The organism is Enterococcus gilvus ATCC BAA-350, assembly GCF_000407545.1.
In the GTDB taxonomy this organism is placed as follows: Bacteria; Bacillota; Bacilli; order Lactobacillales; family Enterococcaceae; genus Enterococcus_A; species Enterococcus_A gilvus.
Genome location: NZ_ASWH01000001.1, coordinates 128,188 through 152,137 on the forward strand (window position 1 = coordinate 128,188; position 23,950 = coordinate 152,137).

The 23,950-nt window shown below is 46.1% G+C and carries 23 protein-coding genes and 1 pseudogene; 22 read left to right on the forward strand and 2 right to left on the reverse strand.

The window, feature by feature from the left end; genetic code table 11:
* Nucleotides 1–79: 79 nt before the first annotated feature.
* Together I592_RS00635 and I592_RS00640 are read left to right on the forward strand one after the other, a co-directional pair.
* Entirely contained in the window at nucleotides 80–1,279 is a 1,200-nt protein-coding gene (locus I592_RS00635) for a quaternary amine ABC transporter ATP-binding protein (protein WP_010782164.1), read from the forward strand.
* Nucleotides 1,272–2,990, forward strand: coding sequence for an ABC transporter permease/substrate binding protein (locus tag I592_RS00640; RefSeq protein WP_010782163.1), 1,719 nt, complete (start codon nucleotides 1,272–1,274; stop codon nucleotides 2,988–2,990). The genes I592_RS00635 and I592_RS00640 overlap by 8 nt, the downstream gene beginning before the upstream one ends.
* Nucleotides 2,991–3,041: 51 nt before the next feature.
* On the opposite strand, the gene I592_RS00645 is transcribed toward I592_RS00640, so the two are convergent.
* Nucleotides 3,042–4,073 carry a zinc-binding dehydrogenase gene (locus tag I592_RS00645; protein ID WP_010782162.1) on the reverse strand — a complete coding sequence of 344 codons (1,032 nt, stop codon included), beginning with the start codon at nucleotides 4,071–4,073 and terminating at the stop codon, nucleotides 3,042–3,044.
* A 185-nt stretch (nucleotides 4,074–4,258) separates the two neighbouring features.
* Here I592_RS00645 and I592_RS00650 point away from each other — a divergent pair, with 185 nt between their 5' ends.
* The 11 genes from I592_RS00650 (at nucleotide 4,259) to lpdA (ending at nucleotide 15,595) form a co-directional block, all read left to right on the forward strand.
* Nucleotides 4,259–6,400, forward strand: coding sequence for a BglG family transcription antiterminator (locus I592_RS00650; RefSeq protein WP_010782161.1), 2,142 nt, complete (start codon nucleotides 4,259–4,261; stop codon nucleotides 6,398–6,400).
* A complete protein-coding gene (locus I592_RS00655) occupies nucleotides 6,393–6,857 on the forward strand; it encodes a PTS sugar transporter subunit IIA (RefSeq protein WP_010782160.1) in 465 nt (154 codons plus the stop codon). Before I592_RS00650 ends, I592_RS00655 begins: the two co-directional genes overlap by 8 nt.
* Before the next feature lie 12 nt (nucleotides 6,858–6,869).
* On the forward strand, nucleotides 6,870–8,282 hold the full coding sequence (locus I592_RS00660) for a PTS galactitol transporter subunit IIC (protein WP_010782159.1): 1,413 nt from the start codon (nucleotides 6,870–6,872) through the stop codon (nucleotides 8,280–8,282).
* Nucleotides 8,275–8,553 (forward strand): PTS sugar transporter subunit IIB, encoded by a 279-nt coding sequence (locus tag I592_RS00665; RefSeq protein ID WP_010782158.1) that lies wholly within the window; start codon nucleotides 8,275–8,277, stop codon nucleotides 8,551–8,553. Before I592_RS00660 ends, I592_RS00665 begins: the two co-directional genes overlap by 8 nt.
* Before the next feature lie 12 nt (nucleotides 8,554–8,565).
* Nucleotides 8,566–9,303 (forward strand): SDR family NAD(P)-dependent oxidoreductase, encoded by a 738-nt coding sequence (locus I592_RS00670; RefSeq protein ID WP_010782157.1) that lies wholly within the window; start codon nucleotides 8,566–8,568, stop codon nucleotides 9,301–9,303.
* Nucleotides 9,304–9,312: 9 nt separating this feature from the next.
* Nucleotides 9,313–9,591 carry a PTS sugar transporter subunit IIB gene (locus I592_RS00675; RefSeq protein ID WP_010782156.1) on the forward strand — a complete coding sequence of 93 codons (279 nt, stop codon included), beginning with the start codon at nucleotides 9,313–9,315 and terminating at the stop codon, nucleotides 9,589–9,591.
* Between the two features lie 287 nt (nucleotides 9,592–9,878).
* A complete protein-coding gene (locus I592_RS00680; protein WP_010782155.1) occupies nucleotides 9,879–10,835 on the forward strand; it encodes a sugar-binding transcriptional regulator in 957 nt (318 codons plus the stop codon).
* A 15-nt stretch (nucleotides 10,836–10,850) separates the two neighbouring features.
* Nucleotides 10,851–11,855 carry a thiamine pyrophosphate-dependent dehydrogenase E1 component subunit alpha gene (locus tag I592_RS00685; protein ID WP_010782154.1) on the forward strand — a complete coding sequence of 335 codons (1,005 nt, stop codon included), beginning with the start codon at nucleotides 10,851–10,853 and terminating at the stop codon, nucleotides 11,853–11,855.
* A 126-nt stretch (nucleotides 11,856–11,981) separates the two neighbouring features.
* Nucleotides 11,982–12,959 carry an alpha-ketoacid dehydrogenase subunit beta gene (locus tag I592_RS00690; protein WP_010782153.1) on the forward strand — a complete coding sequence of 326 codons (978 nt, stop codon included), beginning with the start codon at nucleotides 11,982–11,984 and terminating at the stop codon, nucleotides 12,957–12,959.
* Nucleotides 12,960–12,972: 13 nt separating this feature from the next.
* The gene (locus I592_RS00695; protein ID WP_010782152.1) at nucleotides 12,973–14,190 is read left to right on the forward strand and encodes a dihydrolipoamide acetyltransferase family protein; all 1,218 of its coding nucleotides are present in this window, start codon (nucleotides 12,973–12,975) and stop codon (nucleotides 14,188–14,190) included.
* Nucleotides 14,191–14,203: 13 nt separating this feature from the next.
* Complete coding sequence (gene lpdA / locus I592_RS00700) at nucleotides 14,204–15,595, forward strand: dihydrolipoyl dehydrogenase (protein WP_010782151.1); 1,392 nt, start codon at nucleotides 14,204–14,206, stop codon at nucleotides 15,593–15,595.
* 44 nt (nucleotides 15,596–15,639) lie between these two features.
* Here the strand turns inward: lpdA and proC are convergent, their stop codons facing one another.
* The gene (gene proC, locus I592_RS00705) at nucleotides 15,640–16,452 is read right to left on the reverse strand and encodes a pyrroline-5-carboxylate reductase (RefSeq protein ID WP_081633635.1); all 813 of its coding nucleotides are present in this window, start codon (nucleotides 16,450–16,452) and stop codon (nucleotides 15,640–15,642) included.
* 146 nt (nucleotides 16,453–16,598) lie between these two features.
* Here proC and I592_RS00710 point away from each other — a divergent pair, with 146 nt between their 5' ends.
* The 9 genes and pseudogenes from I592_RS00710 to I592_RS00750 all read left to right on the forward strand — a co-directional run bounded on the left by I592_RS00710 (nucleotide 16,599) and on the right by I592_RS00750 (nucleotide 23,858).
* Entirely contained in the window at nucleotides 16,599–17,585 is a 987-nt protein-coding gene (locus tag I592_RS00710) for a helix-turn-helix domain-containing protein (RefSeq protein WP_010782149.1), read from the forward strand.
* Nucleotides 17,552–17,860, forward strand: a complete 309-nt coding sequence (locus I592_RS00715; protein WP_010782148.1) for a hypothetical protein — start codon at nucleotides 17,552–17,554, stop codon at nucleotides 17,858–17,860. The genes I592_RS00710 and I592_RS00715 overlap by 34 nt, the downstream gene beginning before the upstream one ends.
* Nucleotides 17,861–17,926: 66 nt before the next feature.
* Nucleotides 17,927–18,277 (forward strand): iron chaperone, encoded by a 351-nt coding sequence (locus I592_RS00720; RefSeq protein WP_010782147.1) that lies wholly within the window; start codon nucleotides 17,927–17,929, stop codon nucleotides 18,275–18,277.
* Nucleotides 18,270–18,635 carry a VOC family protein gene (locus tag I592_RS00725; RefSeq protein ID WP_010782146.1) on the forward strand — a complete coding sequence of 122 codons (366 nt, stop codon included), beginning with the start codon at nucleotides 18,270–18,272 and terminating at the stop codon, nucleotides 18,633–18,635. Before I592_RS00720 ends, I592_RS00725 begins: the two co-directional genes overlap by 8 nt.
* Nucleotides 18,636–18,824: 189 nt before the next feature.
* A pseudogene (locus I592_RS00730) lies at nucleotides 18,825–19,714 on the forward strand (sulfite exporter TauE/SafE family protein).
* Nucleotides 19,715–19,815: 101 nt separating this feature from the next.
* Entirely contained in the window at nucleotides 19,816–21,372 is a 1,557-nt protein-coding gene (locus tag I592_RS00735) for a WD40/YVTN/BNR-like repeat-containing protein (protein ID WP_010782143.1), read from the forward strand.
* Nucleotides 21,373–21,552: 180 nt separating this feature from the next.
* The gene (locus I592_RS00740) at nucleotides 21,553–22,215 is read left to right on the forward strand and encodes an HI_0552 family protein (protein ID WP_010782141.1); all 663 of its coding nucleotides are present in this window, start codon (nucleotides 21,553–21,555) and stop codon (nucleotides 22,213–22,215) included.
* An 81-nt stretch (nucleotides 22,216–22,296) separates the two neighbouring features.
* Nucleotides 22,297–22,527 (forward strand): DUF1858 domain-containing protein, encoded by a 231-nt coding sequence (locus I592_RS00745; RefSeq protein ID WP_010782140.1) that lies wholly within the window; start codon nucleotides 22,297–22,299, stop codon nucleotides 22,525–22,527.
* A complete protein-coding gene (locus tag I592_RS00750; protein ID WP_010782139.1) occupies nucleotides 22,527–23,858 on the forward strand; it encodes a DUF438 domain-containing protein in 1,332 nt (443 codons plus the stop codon). Before I592_RS00745 ends, I592_RS00750 begins: the two co-directional genes overlap by 1 nt.
* Nucleotides 23,859–23,950 lie beyond the last annotated feature (92 nt).

Consider the following 23,950-nt stretch of genomic DNA (forward strand, 5'->3'; position numbering starts at 1 on the left):
ATTTTCAGCATCTTCTTTGACAAAGTGACCACATGATGTTAGTGTTGTATGGTCACTTTTGTTAAAGGAGGATATAAATTTGAGTAAAGTTAAGGTAGAACATCTGACTAAAATATTTGGGAAAAAACAGCAACAAGCCCTCGCGATGATTCAAGAGAATCGCAGTAAAAACGAAATTGTAGAAAAAACAGGTGCGACTGTTGGTGTATATGATGCAAGTTTTGAAGTCAATGAAGGAGAAATTTTTGTTATCATGGGACTTTCCGGCAGCGGAAAATCCACAATGATTCGTTTATTAAATCGGTTGATCGATCCAACCTCTGGAGAGATCTATATCGATGGTGAAGACATTGCCAAAATGGATAAAGAAGCGTTGCGAGAAGTACGCCGCCATAAAATCAATATGGTTTTCCAAAATTTCGGACTGTTTCCTCATCGTACGATTTTAGAAAATACAGAATATGGTCTTGAAGTGCGAGGCGTGCCGAAAGAAGAGCGCCAAGCCAAGGCAGAACAAGCATTAGACAACTCAGGGTTATTGACCTTTAAAGATCAATACCCAAATCAACTATCCGGTGGGATGCAGCAGCGGGTTGGATTGGCGCGGGCGTTAGCCAACGATCCAGAGATCCTGTTGATGGACGAAGCGTTCTCAGCGTTGGACCCATTGATCCGCCGCGAGATGCAGGATGAATTGTTGGATTTGCAGGCCAACGTGCAAAAAACAATTATTTTCATCACCCATGATTTGAACGAGGCGTTACGCATCGGCGATCGCATCGCTTTGATGAAGGACGGACAAATCATGCAGATCGGAACAGGGGAAGAAATTCTGACACATCCAGCGAACCAATATGTTCGTGATTTCGTAGAGGATGTCGATCGTTCGAAGGTTCTGACGGCACAAAACATCATGGTACCGGCATTGACGACCAATATCGAAGTCGACGGTCCAAACGTTGCCTTGAATCGGATGCGGAAAGAAGAAGTCAGCATGCTTTTAGCGGTAGACCGCAAGCGTAAGCTGAAGGGCAGTCTGACAGCAGACAAAGCCCGTGAAGCACGGAAGAATAATTTAGAAATTAAAGATGTCATCGATAAAAATGTCCGTCGGATACCAAAAGATATGTTGGTCACTGATATTTTTAATCTGATTTTTGATTCGCCAGCACCCTTGGCCGTAGTAGAAGGCGATCGCTTAGTCGGCGTTGTTATTCGGGGAAGTGTGTTAGAAGCATTGGCAGATACAGAGACAGAAGAGGTGAAGATGGATGTTTAATATTTTACAACAAGCCTTGCCCGTCGCAAATTGGGTAGAGAGCTTTACAGATTGGTTGACAGGAACATTCTCCGGATTGTTCTCAGCCTTACAGCACATTGGTCAATTTTTAATGGATGGGATGACCAGTCTATTAACGATGATCCCGCCATTATTGTTTATTTTAGCATTAACAGTTGCCGCCTTTTTCATTTCAAATAAGAAATGGGGATTGACGAGCTTCACGTTGATCGGATTGCTCTTCATTTATAATCAAGGGTTATGGACAGACTTGATGAGCACGGTCACATTGGTTCTTTTATCGAGTGTGTTATCGATCATCATCGGGGTACCATTGGGGATCTTGATGGCGAAAAATGAGACAGCAAAGAAAATCATCACGCCGATCTTGGACTTTATGCAGACGATGCCAGGTTTCGTTTATTTGATTCCTGCGGTCGCGTTCTTTGGTATCGGGATGGTCCCAGGGGTATTCGCCTCAGTGATCTTCGCGTTGCCGCCAACGGTTCGTTTTACCAACTTAGGGATTCGTCAAATTCCGAAAGAATTGGTGGAAGCCTCTGATTCATTCGGTGGAACAGCGAAACAAAAATTATTCAAGTTAGAATTGCCATTAGCGAAAAGCACGATTTTAGCCGGTATCAACCAAACAACGATGTTGGCTTTATCTATGGTCGTGATCGCCTCTATGATCGGTGCACCTGGTCTAGGTCGCGGCGTCTTGTCCGCCTTGCAGCGTGCACAAGTCGGGAATGGTTTCGTAAACGGTTTGGCTTTGGTTATCTTAGCGATCATCATTGACCGTTTCACACAAAACATCAACAAACCAAAACAACAATCTGCTCAAAAAATGCCGAAGAAGAAAAAGATCGGTATTGCAGCAGGTGTCGTTGCAGCGATCGTCTTACTGGCTTCCTTTGGATTAGGCGGAGCCTCAAAAGAAAACAAAGGAACGATCAATTTGACTTACGTGGAATGGGACACGGAAGTTGCTTCCACACACGTCGTCGGAGAAGTATTGAAGGAAATGGGCTACAACGTCAACATGACACCGTTAGACAATGCGATCATGTGGGAATCTGTCGCAAAAGGGGAATCGGACGCGATGGTATCCGCTTGGCTGCCAAACACGCACAAATCTCAATTTGCACAATACAAAGATCAAGTCGATGATCTTGGCGTGAATCTGAAAGGGGCGAAAGTCGGGATCGTTGTTCCTGACTACATGGATGTGAATTCCATCGCGGACCTGACAGATCAAGCCAACAAGACCATCACTGGGATCGAGCCTGGCGCAGGTGTTGTGAATGCGGCTGAAAATACCGTGAAGGCTTATCCAAATCTAGCGGATTGGAACGTTTCTACGTCTTCATCTGGTGCGATGACCGTTGCTCTTGGTCAAGCGATCAAGAAAAAACAACCAATCGTGATCACAGGCTGGTCGCCACATTGGATGTTCGCAAAATATGGGTTGAAATATTTAGAAGATCCAAAAGGCGCTATGGGAACTGAAGAAGCGATCCATACAATGGCACGCAAAGGGCTGGAGAAAGATCAGCCAGAAGCGTACAAGGTATTGGACAACTTCAATTGGACACAAAAGGACATGGAAAGTGTCATGTTAGCGATCAATGAAGGCAAAGACCCTTCTCAAGCAGCACAAGACTGGATCAAAGAACACCAAAAAGAAGTCGACGAATGGAAGAAATAGCATAAATAAAAAAACGCTGGTTTATCGAGGTTCCTCGATAAACCAGCGTTTTTATTCGGGCTTCAACAAGATTTTCAATTCGTCGCCATTCATTGCCAATTCAAAGCCTTTTTCCCATTCAGAAAGGGGCAGGATGTTCGTAACGATCAAGGAAGGATCAACGTTTGCTGTCGTTAACCATTCGAGGGTCTTTTTCCAAGAGCTTGGTTTTTGTGTGCGGGAACCGATGAGCTGGATTTCTTTGTTCAGAAGAAGACTCATATCCAACGGTACCGGGTTTTGTGCAAACAAGCCTTCTTGAACGACCGTTCCTTTTTTCTTTACGATTTCTAGCGCCTGCTGCAAGGCTTTTGGACTGCCGGAGCATTCAAAGACCTGATCAAAACCATGTCCGTCCGTTTGATCGCTGACAAGTGTCGACAGCTTGGTCACTTGGCTGTCGATGACTTGGGGGAGGCCTAGATCGTTGGCTTTAGCCAATCTTTTTTGGTCCTTTGAAATCCCGATGAGCGTGACCTCTGCACCTAGTGACTGTACGACTAAGGCCAGCAACACACCGATCGGTCCGGGTCCGAAAACGGCAATTTTCTCATCGGATCGAATACTTGTTTTTTCCATCGCTGCATGGATACAGCAAGCAAGGGGTTCCATCAAGGCAGCAGCTTCATCAGATACTTCCGGGGGAAGTTTGTGGCAGCGCGCCGCTTTTGCGGAAACAAAGTTGGCGAAGCTGCCATCTACTTGTGTGCCCAAGCCTTTACGCTCGCTGCATAGATTGTATTCTTCCCTAAGACAGTAAGGACAAATTTCACAAACTTCATAGGTTGTCTCACTTACAACGCGGTCTCCAATTTGTAGATCTGTTACTTTATCTCCTGTTTCGCAAACTATACCAATGAACTCGTGGCCGAGTGTCAAAGGTATTTTTTTGTTATATTCTCCCTTCAATGCATGAATATCTGATCCGCAAATCCCACTATAAAGAACATCGATAATAACTTCATTCTCCTCTGCTGTTGGCTTTTTAACCGAACAAAGAGCCATGTTTCCAAAACCGCTGGCTAGCTTTCTCAAGGCTTTCAATGGTAGATCCTCCTTTTCTTTCTTCTTATAATTGTTATAAAAAATATTCCAGACAACTAGTATCCCAAGAGTAGCACAGCCCGCCTTTTTTGAGCTATCACAATTCTTTTGAGAATCGAACAAAAAGGATTGGTCTTGTGAAATAATAGGAGGCAGATACAATTAAATGTGTAGAGGTGAGAGGGATGAACAGAAGGATCAATAAAATTTTATTGGATGCTTTGCATAAAAAGGAAGACTCCTTGGTCAATTATGCCAAGGTGTTTAAGGTTTCTGAACAAACGATTCGGAACGATCTGAAAGAGATCAATTATCAATTAGAGAATAGCCATGTAGGCAAGGGGATCTACTTAGAAGACGGCTATTTGAAAATACCAAAGGAGGTCAATGTAAAAGAACTCTTCAAAACCTATGCTTCTTTTCAACAGTATCACTTAACCCTCGACGAACGCCGAACCATATTGGCACTGCTTCTGATCACCAGTCATGATTATGTAACGACGTATTATCTCTCCGAATACCTCTTAGTTAGTCGAAATACCTTGGTCAGCGATATCGAAGCGCTAAAAAAATGGTTTGCGAAGAATGACCTCGTCTTGCTTTCTCATATCGGTAAAGGGTACAAGGTGGCAGGAAATGAGCTGAAGATCCGAAACGCGATGACAAAACTGATCATCTTCAACGGTCTGTTTGATTATGGGTACGATTACGCGTTGGGGTGGGAGAACAACATCTTCCAAAATTTATTGCTGGACATCATTGATCCAGACAATCGGTACCAAACGGTAAGCCTGCTGTTGATGGAGGCCGAAAAAGAAGAACAGCTGCAATTGTCTGATTTTTCCTACCAAGAGATGATCTGCTACTTGATCATCATGATCGAACGAATCAAATTCAATCATCCGATCGAGGCTTCCGAACGCTTGAATGACATGATGGAAAGCTCGAAATCCAATTTTGCCAAGACGATCGCAAGAAAGATCGAAACGTGTTACGCCATTTCGGCTGGAGAGGGAGAGCTCGGCCATTTGATCTCTATTTTACGGAGAAAAAGCTATATAAAAAATAATGGACGGAAGATCGATTCGATCGAGATTCAAATTCTTATCAATGAGTTTATTTTTAATTTGGCGAGGGAAATGGAGATCAAATACTATTTGAACAGCGATTTGTTTGATCTGCTGGAAAATCATTTGAAATTATTGATTTATCGCCTGTCGTTGAATGACAGCGTCGTGAATGTCCTCTTTGATGAGATTTATCAGTCGTACCCAGAAATGTTTGAGGTCGTAAAACGAAACTTGGAAAAAATCGAACAGTTTTTAGCGATCGATGTGCAGCCGAATGAATTGTCCTTTATCGTCATGTATGTCATGGCGATCGTAGAAAACAGCCACAACACCCATTCCAAAGGCCCCATTCGTTTACGGATCGTCTGTAATTCTGGCAGCGGGACCGCGCAATTGATCAAAGTAAAGCTGCTCTCGGCCTTTCCGCAAATCGACATTGTGTCGGTGGATTCCTCACACGCACTTCAAAAGAGTCAACCAGAAGACCAAGATCTGATCGTCAGTACAGTCCCATTGACTGTCGCGCATTCTCCGGTGGTTCTGGTGAACCCGATTTTGACAGAACAGGATATTGTGCGTATCCAAAAGGTGTTGTATAAGATCAAGCCGCGTCATTTTATTGATAAAGGCTACTTGATCACGAAAGAAGAGGCGATGATCGAAGAATTTTTGCCGATTATCCAAAAATACATTGATGATGGTGAATACCAAAATTTTCTAAGTGACATCGAAACATTTAATCAATTGAACGAACGTCTAACGGAGGAAAGCGAAGAGATCTGTCGGTTGACCTCCATATTGACGCCGGACCGTGTCCTGTTAGAGCAACACAGCAGCAACTGGCAATTTGCCGTGGAAGCCGCAGGGAAATTTCTGCTGCGAGATAATCTGATCACCCCTGATTATATCCAAGCCATGATCCAAATGGTGGTTGATTACGATTCCTATATCGTGATCTCTCCCGGGGTAGCGATCCCCCATGCCGAATTTTCTCATGGAGCGAAGAAAATCGGCGCAAGCTTTGTCCGTTTAAAAGAGCCCGTCGCCTTCAATCACCAAAAGAATGATCCGGTAAAGTACGTGATTGCTTTTTCACTGCCGGAAGGTGTGTCGATCGGGACGTGTTTGTACTATTTCACAGAGATTTTAGCAACAGAGGATTTTTTAACATTGATGGACCAGTGTCGATCGGAAGAAGCGGTCATGAGTCAGTTAAAAAAATTAGAAGATAAAGTGATGGGATTTCCTTATGAATAAATTACTGAGAAAAGAGAATGAGAAATTTTTATATTATTCCTTCGATGAAGAGGAAAAAGAAGCGCTGCTTGCTGAAATGAGTGCGGTTTTGATTGATGCCGGCTTTGTTTATGAGAGCTATCAACCAGCGGTCATCGAGCGTGAACGAGTCTTTCCGACGGGCCTTCCCACGCAAGGACTCAGTGTTGCGATCCCTCATACAGATTCGGACCATGTAAAAAAGGAGGGGTTTCTGGTAGGGGTACTGGAGAAGCCCGTGCGCTTTGAGATGATGGCCAGCAAGGATGTTTTTTTAGAAGTGGAGCTTGTTTTTATGCTGGCGATCAAAGAGCCAGAAGATCAATTGGCGATGTTGCAAAAGCTGATGCTGCTATGTCAGGATGAAAAAAATTTACAGTTGCTCAAGTCAAAAGAGAAGGTTGTTGAGGTGGAACAATTATTGAAAACTATTCAGTAAAGGAGAATAACAATGGTAGATATGTTAAAAGCGGGAGTTAACTATATCCTGGATCTTGGTGCAGCCGCGATGCTGCCAATTATTTTGACTGTTTTTGGGTTGGTGCTCGGTCAAAAACTGAGTAAATCGTTTCGTGCGGGGTTGACGGTAGGAATCGGGTTTACGGGCTTGAATCTAGTCATCGGCTTGCTTTCAGATTCTATCGGCAAGTCCTCTCAAGCCATGATCGAACGCTTGGGACTGCAATTAGATATTTTGGATGTCGGGTGGCCGATCGGAGCAGCCATCACGTTTGCAACACCGATCGCAGTGGTTTTGATCCCAGTAATTTTTATTTTTAATATTATTCTATTGCGATTTAACCTGACAAAAACGATGGACGTGGATTTGTGGAATTATTGGCATTTGATTTTCCCAGGTGCGATGATCTATTATGCGACAAACTCGATTTGGATCGCGATCGTCTGCTCACTGATCAATACGTTTGTGATCTTTAAATTGGCCGATTGGACGGCGCCAGCGGTGGAGCATTTCTTTGGTCTTCCGGGCATATCATTGCCCCACGGGGAGACGGTGAATTTTGCGCCTTTGACCTATGCGCTGAATCGTGTGTGGGACAAGGTGCCGGGCATCAATAAAATCGATATCAACGCGAAAAACTTGAAGGACCGCCTGGGTATCTTCGGCGAGCCGATGATGATCGGCCTGGTATTAGGAGTTGGGATGGGCTTGCTGGCGGGCTATGATTCGCAAGCGATCATCCAATTGGGTGTCCAAACGTCGGCAGTCATGATCTTGATGCCGCGAATGGTGGCATTACTAATGGAAGGGCTTTCTCCGATTGCGGAAGGAGCGAAAACCTTTATTCAAAAACGTTTCCCAGGAAAAGAAGTATACATTGGGCTAGATGCAGCGGTAGTGACGGCACATCCGGCGATCATTACAGTGGCGCTGCTGATGGTACCGATCACGATTTTACTCGCGGCTGTCTTACCGTTTAATCGTCTCTTGCCTTTCGCTGATTTGGCCGTGCTGCCGTTTACGGTGATTTGGTCGGTGGCAGCGTCAAAGGGAAATATTTTCAGAGGGCTGTTGAATTCGATCGCTTCTGTTTGTATCGTCTTGTTCATCGCGACCAATTTAGGGGCTTTGACGACGACGATGGCTCACGCGGTAGGCTTTGCTTTTCCTGAAGGGGCAACGATGATCTCTGGGATCGACATGAGCAGTCATATCACATTATGGATCATGCTGAAGCTGATCGATCCGTCCAATCTGCCGGCCTTTATGGCAGGGGCGATCGCCTTAGTGATGTACGGTGCCTTATGGTTCTGGACACGCAACGATATTAAAAAGCAGTATGGGTTGCCTACAGGAAAAGATGACCCAGACAATACGATCAAAGGAGCCGAGTTGAATGAATAAAAAACATATTTTAATTGCTTGCGGCACAGGTGTCGCTACATCGACCGTGGTGTGTATGCGCGTCAAAGAAGAGTTAGAAAAGAACAATATCCCGGCAACAGTGGAGCAGTGTAAAGTATCCGAGCTGCCGTCGAAAATCCATGGTGCGGATCTTGTCGTGACAACGACGGCCTACGAGAGTGAGGATATCCCAGTGATTCGCGCGCTGTCTTTCTTGACGGGGATCGGGATCGAAGCAGACGTACAAAAGATCGTGGATATTTTGAGCTAAAGGAGCAGGCGCATGAAAGGGAAAGTAGCAGTAGTCACTGGTGCCGCTAAGGGCATCGGCAAAGCGATCGCCGAAAGATTCGCCGCAGCAGGCGCGAAGACAGTGATCGTAGATTTTGATCAAGACAGCGGTGAACAGACGGCGGCCGAATTTTCCGCACGTTTTTCTGAATCGCTATTCATCAAAACCGATGTTTCAGATCCTGAAGCGGTCAAAAAGGCGAGTCAGCAAGCGATGGCGCATTTCAAGCGGATCGATATTTTAGTCATCAATGCCGGCATCAGCTATTTGCATACGATGGAGGATATTTCGATTGAAGAATGGCAGCGTGTCTTGCGTATTAATTTGGACGGCTCGTTTTACACCTTGAAGGCATTCTCTGGACCGATCCTGGAACAGGAAGGGAAAATCATCTTTATTACTTCTGGTTCAGCGATCACAGGGACCGGCGGCGGCATGCATTATGCTTCTTCCAAAGCGGGACAGCATGGTTTGATGCGGGCTGCTTCGAAGGAATTTGGACCAAGAGGAGTGAACGTGAATGCGATCGCGCCGCGGGTGATCCAGACGGATATATTGGATACCCTCTATCCAGATGATGCTAGTCGAGAAGCGTTAGTAAAGAAGATCCCGATTCAACGGATCGGTCAGCCAGAGGATATCGCGAACTTGGCCTTGTTCTTGGCACGTCCAGAGAGTTCGTATATCCATGGACAGATCATTCTAGCAGATGGGGGAAGAACCTATTAAGGAGAGCATATGAAAACTATTTTAGTGGTCACGGGGACGTCAGAAAACAAACGAAACTTTGCAGTAACCTACATTGACACCTATATGAAGGAACAAGGAATCTCCGATGTTTCAGTTGTCGGAGAAAGCATCTATGATGTGACAGAAGTGGGAGAAGACATTTCAGCGATCGTGGCGATCGGTCAGCCTCAATTTACGACCGAGCGGCCAATCATTGACGGCACCCCGTTCATTACGAAATTCAATATGGATACTTGCTGCCAGCAGCTGCTTGAGAAAATTTCCTAGCAAAATACGAATGAATGAAGGCCAGTGATTTATTTTTTCTGTCGGGCGACCTGCAGCAAAGGAAAATCATTGGTCTTCTATCATTGTGAAATGCCGTGACATTTGTTCCGAAAACCGCGCCGTTGGAACATCGGATAAAGATGCGCTTGTGAACGAAATCATTTGGTGAAAGCGTTGACACTTTCGGCGTCGACTCTTATGATGACAGTGTGACATATGTTAAATATAGGAACATATGATAATATCTGGTCGCAAATAGAAGAGAATCGTTATAGGAGGGAATAAAGATGAGTTATTCCGACGATGCCCGATTACTGACGGAGATTGCTTCAATGTATTACGAAGAAGGGGCCAAGCAATCGGAAGTGGCGAAAAAATTCAACATCAGCCGCTCACTGGTTTCTAAATATTTGGCGAAGGCGCGTTCTTTAGGATTGGTAGAAATTATTATTCATGACGATCTGGTTCATCCGTATCGTCTATTGGAAGAAAAACTGGCAGAGAAGTTTGAGTTGGAAGAAGTGATCTGCATCGCACCGGCAGCGGCAGAAATGCTGAACAAACGTATAGGCATCGCAGCGGGTAAATACCTGTCTCGCATCCTGACAGGAAATGAAACGGTCGGGGTCTCAGCCGGAATGGTGGTCCATGAAGCGGCGCAAAATTTTTTGCCGAAGAATCAAATGGAGAATGTTCGTTTTATTCCGCTGGTTGGCGGATTAGGGCAAGAGCACACCGCTTTACAAGCCAACGTGGTCTGCGAGATTTTTGCCAGAAAGAGCGGCGGCTCGGTGTTGGAGCTGCATGCGCCGATCACAGTGGATTCAGCGGAAGCCAAACAAGTATTTATGGCACAATCGTTTATCAAGAACGTGTTTGATAAAGGGAAAAAAGCGGATATCGCGTTAGTCGGGATCGGCGGCCTGCCTGCCTATTCCACGATGACCAAAGCATATTTGCCAAATGAAGAAGTACCCCTGAGAAAGGAATTATCTGCTGGCAATGTGTCGGGAGATATTTGCTACAACTTTATTGATGAGGAGGGCGAACTTGCAGAGTGTACGTGGAACGACCGCGTATTAGCGATCAGTTTGACAGAATTGAAGAAGATACCAAAGCGGATCGGCATATCTGGCGGCAAGGAAAAAGTCAGCGGGATACGGGCGGCACTGAGAGGGAATTTGGTCAATGTGCTGATCACCGATGAAGAGACAGCGAAAACGTTAGTAGAAGAAGATAAATAAAATGGAGGCGCATAAATGATGACAGCAACGGAAAACATCTCGATTCCGAATCGAGCAGGATTGACGGATGAAGCGTTCATAACGCTTTACCGCAGAATGTGGGAAATCCGATTCTTTGATGAGAAGGTCGATCAATTATTTGCGAAAGGCTTGATCCACGGAACGACTCACTTGGCAGTCGGACAAGAATCCACCGCGGCGGGCAGTGGCGCTGTTTTGAGAAAAACGGACTGGATCACCGCCACGCACCGCGGGCATGGGCAAACCATCGCCAAAGGGACGAATATCAATGAAATGATGGCGGAGCTCTTCGGTCGGACGACTGGAACCAACAATGGGAAAGGCGGCTCCATGCATATCGCCGATCTAGATACAGGAAATCTTGGCGCAAACGGCATCGTCGGCGGCGGATTCCCGATCGCAACGGGGGCTGCGTTGACTTCAAAGATCAAAGGGGATGACAAGGTGGCGCTGGCCTACGCAGGCGACGGTTCGACCAATGAGGGGAGCTTCCATGAATCCTTGAACTTGGCGTCGATCTGGGCATTGCCTGTGGTCTTCTTTATTGAAAACAATCAATACGGAATGAGCGGTCCCTTCAAAACCATGATGAATGTGGAGCGGTTGTCAGAGCGGGCGAAAGCCTACGGGATCGAAGGGGTCACGATCGAAGGAAATGACGTGATCGAGGTCATCAACACCACCTATGATGCGGTCGAAAAAGCCCGTCGCGGGGAAGGGCCAACCTTGATCGAGGCCATGACCTATCGTTGGAAAGGCCACTCAAAATCCGATGCGAAGAAATACCGTACGAAGGAAGAGGAAGAAGACTGGCGCAAGAATCATGACCCAATCAAATTGGCTCGTGAGAAGTTTGTGGCCGCAGGGATCTTCACGGAAGATGAAGCAGAAGAGATTCGTTTAGCAGCCAAACAAGCGATCGAAGACGCGGTGACCTTTGCAGAAGAAAGCCCGATGCCGGCGATCGAGACGATGTTTGAAGACGTTTATTCAGATTAGGATACCGGTTTGCCAGCTTTACTTCTTGCTTTAGCAAGCTAGTAAAATGGGATGCGCGATGACGATCAAACTTATTTTTCCTTTAGAAAAATAAATACTTTAGTACGAAATAGGAGGAGCAAAATAATGAGAGAAATCACTTACGCGGAAGCAGTCAGAGAAGCGATGTCTGAAGCGATGCGAGAAGATGAAGATATTTTCATGTTAGGCGAAGACATCGGCGTTTATGGCGGCGCGTTTGGTGTGAGTCGCGGGATGGTAGAGGAATTCGGGGAAGAGCGGGTTCGTTCCACGCCGATCTCTGAATCGGTGATCGCGGGCGCTGCCGTGGGTTCGGCGATGACGGGGATGCGGCCGATTTTTGAGATTCAGTTTTCGGATTTCATTACGATCGCTCTGGATCAAATCGTCAACCAAGCAGCGAAGATTCGCTACATGTATGGCGGAAAAGCCAAGATTCCATTGGTGATGCGGACTCCTGGCGGCTCAGGGACAGGCGCGGCAGCGCAGCACTCGCAAAGTTTGGAAAACTGGACAGCTCATGTTCCTGGTTTAAAAGTCATTCAACCAGCAACGGCTTATGATGCGAAGGGTCTGCTGCACGCAGCCATCGAAGACAACAACCCAGTCATGTTTTATGAGCACAAGCTCTGCTATCGGACGACTTCGGACGTGCCTGAAGGAAAATACACGATCCCGATCGGTGTGGCAGATATCAAACGAGAAGGAACGGATATTTCTGTCGTAGCCACAGGGATCATGGTGCATAAAGCACTGGAAGCAGCCGATTTTTTGGCAGAAGAAGGCATCCAAATCGAAGTGGTCGATCCACGCACGTTGGTCCCGTTGGACAAGCAAACGATTATTGATTCGGTTGTTAAGACAGGGAGAGCGGTCGTTGTGACGGAAGCAGTCAAGCGCAGCGGATTCAGTGCCGAATTAGCTAGTGTGATCGCAGAGGAAGAATGCTTTGATTTCTTAGATGCGCCGATCATTCGTTTAGCCGGTCAAGAAATTCCGATGCCGTACCATCCAGAGCTTGAGAAAAAAGCAGTTCCTCAGGTTGAAGACATTGTCGACGCTTGTCGCGGATTGATGGCATAGGGGGGCGGAAAAAATGGCGAATGAAGTATTGATGCCAAAGTTGAGTTCCACGATGGATGTTGGAACGATCACGACATGGCTGAAAAATGAAGGCGATTCCGTGGAAGTCGGCGAGGCAATTTTCGAAGTGATGACCGACAAAATCGCGATCGAAGTGGAAGCTTATGATGAAGGAATCTTACTCAAAAAATATATCGGCGATGGGGATAGTGCGCCAGTGAACTCCGTGATCGCCTACATCGGTGAAGCCGGGGAAGATGTTCCGGCGGAGATGCCAGGCGCGGAAGCTGAACCAGAAGCCGCGGAAGAAGCCAAAGCTGAGGAAGCAGCGGAAACAGGTGCACCAGTCGAAGAAACGACAGTGGCGACAACAAATGTTCGTGCAACACCCGCCGCCCGCCGAATCGCCCGTGAAAAGGGCATTGATCTACAGACGATCCAAGGCTCGGGTCCAAAAGGCCGGATTCAAGCGTTAGATGTGAAGGAATACCAAGCACCTGCAGCTGCGGCGGCAATGCCGAAAGCCGCGGAAGGTGAACGAATTCCGTGGAGCGGCATGCGTAAAGCAATCGCAGACAAGATGTCTGAAAGCAAGCAGACGATTCCACATGTCACTATGAATGCCGAAGTCGATCTGACAAACGTCATCGAATTACGAAAACAATTAGTGCCGATGGTGGAAGAACGGACCGACGAACGCTTGTCCTTCTTAGAAATCATCGCAAAAGCAGCGATGGTCGCGCTAAAAGCCTATCCAGAGTTTAATGCGAATGCTTACGAAGACGGGATTCAGCGTTTTGACCACGTCAATCTTGGTGTCGCAGTTGCTGTGGAGGCAGGTTTAGTTGTGCCGGTCGTAGAAAAAGCGGATCAAAAGGGATTAAGTGCGTTGACTGCAGCCGTAAAAGCGGCTACGAAAAAGGCGCGCAATGGGCAACTGCTGCCGGCAGAAATGAGCGGCGGGACCTTTACCATCAGTTCATTGGGCCGCAGCAAAGTGCAAACCTTTAATCCCATCATCAATTTACCAGAAGTGGCAATCTTAGGCGTTGGCGGAAGCTACGAAAAATTGGTAGTGGAGAACACGCCGGAAGGACCTCAGGCCGCAACGATCACAGCCTTGAATCTTTGCCTATCCTTCGATCATCGGGTCGCTGACGGGGCTCCAGCCGCGGCATTCTTGAGTATGATCGTTGAGCTGTTGGAAAATCCAATGAGTTTGTTACTGTAGGGGGATTGCGAATATGACGAAAAAAACAGAAACAGTCGTGATCGGCGCTGGACCTGGCGGGTATGTGGCGGCCATTCGTGCGGCACAATTGGGACAAAAAGTGACGGTAATAGAAGCAGAGCATATTGGCGGCGTTTGCTTGAATGTGGGCTGCATTCCGTCCAAGGCACTGATTACCGCGGGGCATCGTTATCAAGAAGCGCAGCATTCTGATTTTCTAGGCTTAAGTGTGAAGGATGCGCAACTGGACTTTACCAAGACGCAGCAATGGAAAGACCAGCAAGTCGTGAAGACGTTGACCTCTGGCGTAGGGATGCTCTTAAAGAAGAATGGTGTAGACGTGATCATGGGTCGGGGGCAATTTACCGGTCCGCAAAGTATGACGATCACCACCAAAAACGGCGAAGAGAAACTGGAATTCAAACAGGCGATCGTTGCAACCGGCAGCCGCCCGATCGAGATTCCAGGCTTCAAGTTTGAAGGGCGTGTATTGGATTCCACTGGCGGCTTGAATTTGAAGGAAATCCCGAAGAAGCTGATCATTATTGGCGGTGGGATCGTCGGCTCAGAGCTAGGCGGCGCGTATCGCAATCTCGGCTCAGAAGTCACGATCATCGAAGGCAGTCCGACTATCGTACCGAATTTTGAAAAGGATATTTGCGAAATCGTTGCGAAACGCTTTAAACAAAATGGCGTAAAAATTTTTACGAATGCGAAGGCGAAAAAAGCCGTCGAAACGAAAAACGGTGTGGCGGTAGAAGTTGAAATCAAAGGCAAGACGCAAACGATCGAAGCGGATTATGTGATGGTCACGGTTGGGCGTCGACCGAATACGGAAAACTTGGGCTTGGAAAAAGTCGGAGTTACGCTGACGGATAGAAACCTGATCAAAGTGGATGAACAATACCGAACGTCCCAGAAAACGATTTTTGCCATCGGAGACATTGTCGAAGGGTTGGCACTGGCGCATAAGGCCAGCTACGAAGCAAAAGTCGCCGCAGAAGTCATCAGCGGGAAAAATGTCGCGAAGGATTATCGGGCGATTCCGGCCATCTGCTTCACTGATCCAGAAGTGGCGACGGTCGGCTATACGCAAGCAGAAGCAAAAGCCGCCGGAATCAAGGCTAAGACAGCGAATTTTCCGATGCAGGCCAATGGTCGAGCGTTGTCATTGAATGCAACAGAAGGCTTTGTCCGATTGGTTTTTGAAGCAGAGACCGAATTGATTTTAGGAGCGCAGATCGTCGGGGTCAATGCCAGTGATCTAGTGGCGGAGCTCACGCTGGCCATCGAAGCCTATTTAACATTGGAAGACATCTCTCTGACGATCCACGGACACCCGACATTGTCTGAGATGGTGATGGATGCCAGTGAGATTGGTTTGGGACTGCCGATTCATATGTAAAAAGGAAAAAGTTATGCCGTTGATTCGGCATAACTTTTTTTTTGCTATTTCTTCCCTAACTCCTCGTCTTTACGGATCGTGGCATCGATGCCTTTGATCACTGTTGAAATGAAGGCATTGTCTTCTAATTCCACGATCCCTGCGACAGTCGTTCCACCAGGGGAGCTTACGCGATCAATCAACGTCCATGGATTTTCATCGCTGTGAGCCAAGGTCTGCGCACTGCCTAAAATGGCTTGCGTCGCCATTTCCAAGGCGATGTCTTTCGGCAACCCATTCTTCACCGCTGCGCGAGCAATCGAATCGATGAATAGGAAGGTGTACGCTGGCGAACTTCCAGCGATCGCGGTGAAGATGGAGAAATATTTCTCCTCTAAGGGCCATGCTTTACCGACGGCATTGAATAGATCAATGATCGTTGCGACATCTTCTTTTGTGGCACTTGGGTTTCCGCAAACAGCTGCTGCGCCTTCACCGACCATCGCGTTCATATTGGGCATTACCCGTACGATTCGAATCGGTTGGTCGGTTTCAAACACGTCATAGATCGCTTCTGTACTGGTTCCTGCTGCGATCGAGACAATTAGCGGGTCCTTTTGCAGAATTGCTTCTTTGGCTTCCAATAGCACGCCTTTAATGACATTCGGCTTCACAGCCAAGATCAGTGTATCGACCGTTTGAATGACTTCCTGCGGATCGTTTAACGCATGGGCCCCGACTTTTTCCGCAAATGCTTGGACCTTTTCTTTGGAAATGTCGTATAAATAAATATCTTCTGGTTGGCTAAAGCCGTTTTGAACGATGCCTTCCACGATCGCGGAGGCCATATTGCCGGCTCCAATAAAACCAATTTTCATCATAAATTCCTCCTCAAGAGTGTTTGAATCAAATGTACGAACACTTCAATAGTGGTACAATCAATAAAGAAAGTATATGCTGTTTCATGGTTGTTTTAAATAGTGTAGGAAAAGAAGAAAGTGTTCAATTATAAGGTGGTGATAGGATGGATGCAACACCGACGCAGGATACGCGTTTTTATCAATTTTTGAAGACGCTGGATTGCTACTTGGGAGATGACGGACAGATGCTAGGGGAGGTTCAGCGGTTTGCCGAGAATCCGCAGCGAGATATCGCGGCTTTTGTGACGAAGGATTCGACAGATCGAATCGAAGTGCCAGACGGCTTCCTTCGCATCCTCTATGTGATGAAGGGGACGGCGACGATTCAGTTAGATAATACGGAGAGATGCCTGACAGCAGGTGGGCTGCTGCTGGTGAATGGCGCTGCGCAGCTCTCTTATACAGGGAGCTTAGAGACGCAAGTGCTGACGTTTTATTTTAAAGCGAGCTACTTCACCGAATCCTTGCTAGGGCAAATTTTCGAGGAACCTCTATTGTACCGTTTTTTTATCGAAGCTTTAAGTGAGGAATTTGTTGGCATTTCACGCTTTCTGGTTTATGATTTTGCAGGAGAGACCGACGTTCATTTTTATGCCTTACTTTTATTGAAGCAGGTCGTCAAAATGGCCTATTTCAATAACAAAGTGACGAAGGCCGCCTTTGTGCTGCTGATTGTTGAGATCAGCCAAGCCCCTCCCGAGGGGTTGATCGCAAAGGACAGTGTCGTGTCGAATGGTCAGTTGACTGAAGAGCTGCTGGCGTATATCGATGCGCGATTGGAGCAGGTGACATTGGAAGAGGTGGCGGAAAAATTTCATTTCCATCCGAATTATTTGTCGAGCTTATTGAAGGAGAAGACAGGTCATTCCTTTACGGAGATCGTCTTATTGAGAAGAATCGAACGCTGTAAAAAATATTTAGAACAGACAGACCTGACGGTGCAGACGATCGTGGAGCGATTGGGGTATAAAGATAAAGCCTTCTTTTATAAACGCTTCAAGCAAATCGAAGGACTCACACCACGTCAGTATCGGAAAAAGCGAGAGGAAGAAAACGAATGTACGAAGACCTTTTTGCCGAAGTGCAATTGACCGTAGTAGAACAACCAATCGAATGGGTAGAGGACCTGCCGCTTTATCGCGGACATCTCAAGGAATTGCCCTTCATCACAGGGAAAGGCCCCTCGAAAAAAGCGATGTACCAGCAATTAGCAGCACAATATCAAGAGTATGCCGCATTGAATCAAGTGGAGGATAAAGAGGAAGAAATGACGTCTTCATTATTAACGGCAGATCAATTGTTGAAATATTATGATGGCGAGACCTTCGACGGCTTTTCATTAGGAGACCTATTGAAGGACGAATAGAGCAACTTTGTATCCCTTTTCAATTCTTTCAGCTAGACTGGGTAAAAGATAAAAAGGAGTGATCAAATGTCCTCAATCGAAAAATACATCCAAGAGGCGAACCAAGAGCAGCAGCCGAAGCTCAATGAAATCTATCAGCTTATCAAAGAAATAGTGCCAGTAGAAACGACTGAAAAAATCTCTTATGGGATGCCGACCTTTTATTTAAAGGAAAATCTCGTTCACTTTGGCGGGATGAAAAAGCATTTAGGGTTTTACCCGGCGCCTAGTGCGATAGAGGCCTTCAGCGAGGAGCTAACGGACTATAAAACCTCCAAAGGCGCGGTGCAATTCCCGTATGATCAAGAATTGCCAACGGCTCTCATCACGGACATGGTGCGTTTTCGTTTGAAGGAGGTGGCGGAGAAACATGCTTAAAGGAATCGAGATCATGCTGTATGTCAATGATGTCGCAAGCGCCGTCGCCTTTTGGCAGCAAGGATTCGATGGGACGCTCGTCTCGCAGCAGCCAGTGACGAAGGAAAGCTTGCAGGCAACAGTCCAACTATTAGAGGGCGTCCAGCTTGTTTTGTTCGACCGAAAGTTCATTGAGGAAGTCTCACCTGAAGTGGTGGACAATTTCCCTTCGTTAGTAATGAGGGTGTCCGATTTAGCGGTCTATCATGAACGGCTAAAAACTGTAAGCCCGAATGTGAATCCGATCATGGAACAAGGGGATCGGCGGCTGTTTAATTTCGCGGATCTTGAAAACAATTATTTTGTGTTGAGTGAGTGACCTTCAAGCGATTGAAGGTTCTTTTTTTTGGAAAGATTCGTCGAGTACTCGCTCATAGAATCCTTCAAGGTTTCTTGGACAGCTATCATCAAACTATTAGTGGATTTCAGTCAAAATCCTTGTGAATTGTTGTATTATCTTAGAAGGAAAAAGAGCTTTCATTGATTATTTTATTCAGAGGAGAAAATGATGGTACAAATTTTGTTGGGACTGCTGGCAGTCTTATTGGTTTACTATTTGTTTTATTTTATTCGCGATCTTATCGCAGAACGTGAAAATTGGGCGGCGGAAACTTTCTGGTGTCTGGTGTGATCGGGTTTGTTACAGACGCGATGGATACGTTGGGAATCGGAAGCTTTGCACCGACGACGATGTTGGTAGAAATGACGAAACAATTAGACAATGACCGTCAATTACCAGGCACCCTGAACGTCTCTCATACCGTTCCGGTAATTATCGAGGCCTTCATCTTTATCACTGTGGTGAAGGTGGCACCGTTGACGTTGTTCTCTTTGGTGATCGCAGCGATCGCCGGATCTTACATTGGTTCAAAAACAGTCAGCAAGCTGCCGGAGAGGAAAGTGCAGTTTTATATGGGTATCGCCTTGATCGTCACGGCTGCCTTGATGGCGATGAAGCAGTTGGGCTTATTGGATTTATTAGGCACGGGCAATCACCTGACAGGGTTGACGGGGATTAAATTGATCATCGGGATCGTTGGGAATTTTATCTTAGGGGCGCTGATGACGATCGGTGTTGGTTTGTACGCGCCTTGTATGGCGCTTGTCTATATGCTTGGGCTAAGTCCTTTAGTGGCGTTTCCTATCATGATGGCTTCGTGTGCGGGCTTGATGCCAGTTGCAGGAACAAACTTTATTAAATCGGGAGATTACTCACGAAAAGTCAGCTTAGCGATTACGATCGGCGGTATCTTTGGTGTGATCGTTGCGACTCGTTTCGTGACAGGATTAGATATGACTGTACTGACTTGGATCGTGATCGCAGTCGTTCTTTACTCAGGCTTCACCTATATTCGCAAAGGTCTGCCGGAACAAGTGGGACGGTTGAAGAAGTTCTAGAGAGTGATCTCTAGGGCTTTTTTTAAACCTCGTTTATTTGCTAGATATCCAATCTTGTTAGGCGGATAATAGAGGAGAATAAAAGTTGAACGGGAGGACGTATGGATCAGGAATTATTGATTATCGAGCTGCTCTCTTCTGGGGAGCCGATCTATAAACGTGCAAAGAGGCAGCGAGAAAAAAATAGGATCACGGCGTTTCTGTTTTTAGTAGTATCGAGTGGTCTGTTTTTTGGGATCGGGAGTATTGTCTATCAACGGATGGATGGGTTCGCGCACGCGATGGATACTCGCTATTGGCTGCGGGGATTTTACCACTTTTCACTAGTATTAGGTATTCTCAGTGTTGCTGCGGTCGCGGTATTTTTCATCGTAAATGAGATTCAAGGGGTATGGGTACGCCGATCTTTCCAGCAATTTTTGGAACGGCTGGTAAGACGGGCAGCCAAATATCCGATTATTTATCAAGACCGTGAAGCGTATTATTTAGCGGAAGAGCCCAAAAAGCCGATGATTCGTTTATTGAAGGACGACTGTCTCGAATTGACCACGACCTTTGACGGTGCTTCGGTTTGTTTAGGGGATCGCCAAGAATTTTTTGGGTTTTCCTCGATGCAATTATTTGTATTAACAAGCGAACCGCCGCTGCTCCCAGTCGCGTTTCCTCAAGCGCACAGGATGAATTCAAAATGGCCGCTCTTGCTGATTAGTTTGGTCTTTCTAGGGGCGGCGGGAGTATTTGGTTATGAGGGCCTGACGCGGCATCGCATGCTTTATGGCGAGAGCGAGGGACCTAGTACGTATTCAACAGCGTCTAGCGAGGCGCCGCGGTCAAGCGCTGGCTTACTGACGCAGCAAGGAAAGGCACCGAACAACCAGGTAAATCAAGCCAATCAATTGGAGTTGAATAATGAGACTCATGAACTGTACATGACGACAGATAGCGGAGCGGCTTGGACATTTGTCCCGTTGAAGCCGGAGTGGCTGCGTGCAGGCAGTTACTTATTGACGACTGGTGAGATTCCAATGGGCTATTGGATGGATAAAACCTACACTGTCTCAAAGGATTTCTCTTGGTTTATTTACTCTGAAAACGAGAAGGACTTGTTTTTTCTAGCTTCAAAAGACAACGGAAAAACGTGGCAAAAAGCTCTCGTATCTGAGAACGCACAGCGCATGCGTTACCGCAAAGCACAATTCTTTGCTGATGGAAGCGGCATATTAGCCTACTCCAGCGCCTCACCGGAAGTTTCTTCGGAAGGCTTAATCCTTTTTCAAACCAACGATCATGGGCAAAGTTGGTCACAAATGAACAGTACCACGATCGGTCAACCTGTCCAAAATGTCAGCTTCGTGAACCCAACGTTAGGATTTGTTTCGACGAGGGAGAAGTTGTATTACACCAACAACAGCGGCAGTTCCTTCAAAGAGGCGGTGGTGACGATCCCAGAAGAATACCAAACAGGGGGATTGGATCTTTTTCAATCACCAAATGAGGTGACTCAAGTCAGCACGAATCAGTTAGAAGCGAAATTCTATTTGTTGAAAATGAAAGGGATCGATCAAGGGAAAATGTTCGCTTGCTTGTACCGTTCTTCGGATAATGGCGAGACCTGGCAATTCGCCGAGCAATTGTCGCAAGTCATGCCAAATGAATAACGGGAACTTCTATTGGAGCATAAGAATAAATGAACCAGCAGCTATCGAAGAAATCACTAAATCAGAACGAATTCAAGGCACTTTTTCAATACGAGGAAGTGCCTTTTTGCATAGGATTTCGTTTGAATAAATCCTATGAGCTGTTTACAATAGGGACGACTGAATGGAGAGGTGAGGACTATGGAGATCGTGCGCGCGGATTTTCAATTATTTGATCGGGAGTATTTTACTTTCAAACAACTGAAGGCGCAGCATTCAGAGAAAGAGCTTGAGGAAATCAAACAAGAGTATAAAAAACATTGGCAAAAGTGGAAAGCTATACAGATGGCTGTCGCGGATGGCTTGCCGAAAGAATTTCACATGGAAAAGCCGAAAATTGAAAGCTGGACGAATGGTTGGAATTTGCGCAATCATTTTTGGTGTGCGTATCGTGATCCTGCACATCACAATCAAAATGCCTGTTTAGCAGTTCTGCTGAATAAAAAGCAATTTCAAGTGTATCTAATGTTTCAGCATTATAAAAGTGAGGAACGTTCAGGAAGCTTGGCAGCGTACAATGACCTGCTGCCGACATTGGCTGAATGGTATTTACAGGTGGAGAGTAAAAACTATTTTATCTGGCCGCAAACAGAACATGAATTGGACGATCATCTTCCGCTGACAGCGTTCTTGGAGGGAAAGTCACAGTCGGATAAATGGACAGATTCGATGAAGGGACGAAGCTTTCAATTAGGAAAGTTATTCTTTCAAACAGACGCTCTTTCTAATGTTGTTGAGGAAACCATCCACGCGATGGAGGAGCTGGCACCGCTATATGCTGCATTGGATCGTACAGACAGGTAATCGGTTAAAAGAACCCGTGTAAAAAGCGGAGGATGCACGTATAATGAGACCTATCAAATAAGAAAGGAGCAGCGTTTGACAATGAAGAAACTCGATTTGTCCAAATCTTTGTATGAATTAGTCACCCTTTATCCTGAAATCAAGGATTTAATGTATAAATTAGGTTTTGATGCCATCGCAAAACCGGGAATGCTGCAGACGGCTGGACGGTACGTCACGATTCCTAAAGGCGCAAAAATGAAACATATTCCAATGGATCAAATCATTCAAACATTTGAAGCAAACGGCTTTGAAGTGGAAGGAGAATTTTAATGGAACGAACAAGGAAGCAGCGTCAGGAAAGGATTGTCGAAATCTTGTCGCTGCTGCATCAAGGGGGCTCTTTTGAAGAAGCCAAAACATTGTTTAATCAAGAATTTGAAGGGGTCGACGTGACAGAGATCACGGCTGCAGAAAAGGCACTGATACAAAGTGGGTTGAATCCGCAGGAAATCCAGAAATTGTGCAACATCCATGCCTCTGTATTTAAAGGGGCAATCAACGAGATCCACCGTTCGAACCTCGAACACGAACAGCCAGGCCATCCGATCCAAACGATGAAATTGGAAAATCAAGTGCTGCAGTCGTTGCTGACGGATGAAATCGATGGTCTTCTGGTTAAAATAAAAGCGGGGGATTGGTCTCAAAAGCCGCGCCTGATTCATGCGCTGGAAGATCTGCTGCAGATTGATAAGCACTACGCTCGGAAGGAAACCTTGATTTTTTCTTATATGGAAAAGTACGGCATCACCGCGCCGCCAAAAGTTATGTGGGGTGTCGATGATGAGATTCGTGAGCAGATCAAGGCACTGATCCAATTGGCAAAAGCAGACAAGACAGCCTATAACCCTATCGCTGAAAAATGGGAAGCAGCAAAAAGCGAGCTGGAAGAAATGATTTTTAAAGAGGAAGAAATCATGGCACCTATGACCTTGGATGTTTTCAGCCTAAAGGATTGGGAAAAAATCGCAGAAGATAGTTTTGATATCGGCTTTTCTTTTATTCCAGAACCTTTGCCGTGGAAAGCGAGCCAAGCCTCACTAGAACAAGAGCAGGAACGAGAACCGGCTCGGCAGCTCGCCATCCAGCAAGCCAAGGAAACAACGGAAGGTATTGTAGCTGGTCTTGCGGCAGAAACCGCAGATGTTTCTGACGAAGAGCATTATGATTGGGAAAATGAAACATCGACTGAAACAATCGTTTTGCCAACAGGAACAATGAAGCTGGAAGAAATGATCGCCTTGTTCCAAGTCTTGCCTGTGGATCTGACTTTTGTAGACAAAGAAGATCGGGTGCGCTTTTTCTCAGAAGGAAAGAGCCGAGTCTTCCCCCGTACAAAATCAGTTATTGGACGAGAAGTCGTCAACTGCCATCCGCCAAAGAGTATGCATATCGTGCAGCAGATATTAGATGATTTTCGTTCGGGTGTCCGTACAGAAGCTGATTTTTGGATCGACATGCGTGGGAAAAAAATCTATATCCGTTACTTTGCTTTAAAAAATGAATCGAATGACTATCTAGGCTGCTTAGAAGTCACACAAGACATTACAGACATTCAGGCGATCGAAGGACAAAATCGATTGTTAGAAGGTAAAACAAACTAATTAACGTAGAAAAAGAGTTTTCGTGTATGCGGCAACTCTTTTTTCTACGTTTAAAGCACCTCCGACATCAGTAAAAGAAGATAGAGAAAAAA

Coding starts and splice junctions, on each gene's coding strand:
- I592_RS00725 (WP_010782146.1), top strand. CDS start 18,270: ATGCTTAAAGGAATCGAGATCATGCTGTATGTCAATGATGTCGCAAGC.
- I592_RS00690 (WP_010782153.1), top strand. CDS start 11,982: ATGAGAGAAATCACTTACGCGGAAGCAGTCAGAGAAGCGATGTCTGAA.
- I592_RS00650 (WP_010782161.1), top strand. CDS start 4,259: ATGAACAGAAGGATCAATAAAATTTTATTGGATGCTTTGCATAAAAAG.
- I592_RS00665 (WP_010782158.1), top strand. CDS start 8,275: ATGAATAAAAAACATATTTTAATTGCTTGCGGCACAGGTGTCGCTACA.
- I592_RS00670 (WP_010782157.1), top strand. CDS start 8,566: ATGAAAGGGAAAGTAGCAGTAGTCACTGGTGCCGCTAAGGGCATCGGC.
- I592_RS00745 (WP_010782140.1), top strand. CDS start 22,297: ATGAAGAAACTCGATTTGTCCAAATCTTTGTATGAATTAGTCACCCTT.
- I592_RS00720 (WP_010782147.1), top strand. CDS start 17,927: ATGTCCTCAATCGAAAAATACATCCAAGAGGCGAACCAAGAGCAGCAG.
- I592_RS00675 (WP_010782156.1), top strand. CDS start 9,313: ATGAAAACTATTTTAGTGGTCACGGGGACGTCAGAAAACAAACGAAAC.
- I592_RS00750 (WP_010782139.1), top strand. CDS start 22,527: ATGGAACGAACAAGGAAGCAGCGTCAGGAAAGGATTGTCGAAATCTTG.
- I592_RS00660 (WP_010782159.1), top strand. CDS start 6,870: ATGGTAGATATGTTAAAAGCGGGAGTTAACTATATCCTGGATCTTGGT.
- proC (WP_081633635.1), bottom strand. CDS start 16,452: ATGAAAATTGGTTTTATTGGAGCCGGCAATATGGCCTCCGCGATCGTG.
- I592_RS00740 (WP_010782141.1), top strand. CDS start 21,553: ATGGAGATCGTGCGCGCGGATTTTCAATTATTTGATCGGGAGTATTTT.
- I592_RS00695 (WP_010782152.1), top strand. CDS start 12,973: ATGGCGAATGAAGTATTGATGCCAAAGTTGAGTTCCACGATGGATGTT.
- lpdA (WP_010782151.1), top strand. CDS start 14,204: ATGACGAAAAAAACAGAAACAGTCGTGATCGGCGCTGGACCTGGCGGG.
- I592_RS00685 (WP_010782154.1), top strand. CDS start 10,851: ATGATGACAGCAACGGAAAACATCTCGATTCCGAATCGAGCAGGATTG.
- I592_RS00710 (WP_010782149.1), top strand. CDS start 16,599: ATGGATGCAACACCGACGCAGGATACGCGTTTTTATCAATTTTTGAAG.
- I592_RS00715 (WP_010782148.1), top strand. CDS start 17,552: ATGTACGAAGACCTTTTTGCCGAAGTGCAATTGACCGTAGTAGAACAA.
- I592_RS00680 (WP_010782155.1), top strand. CDS start 9,879: ATGAGTTATTCCGACGATGCCCGATTACTGACGGAGATTGCTTCAATG.
- I592_RS00735 (WP_010782143.1), top strand. CDS start 19,816: ATGGATCAGGAATTATTGATTATCGAGCTGCTCTCTTCTGGGGAGCCG.
- I592_RS00640 (WP_010782163.1), top strand. CDS start 1,272: ATGTTTAATATTTTACAACAAGCCTTGCCCGTCGCAAATTGGGTAGAG.
- I592_RS00655 (WP_010782160.1), top strand. CDS start 6,393: ATGAATAAATTACTGAGAAAAGAGAATGAGAAATTTTTATATTATTCC.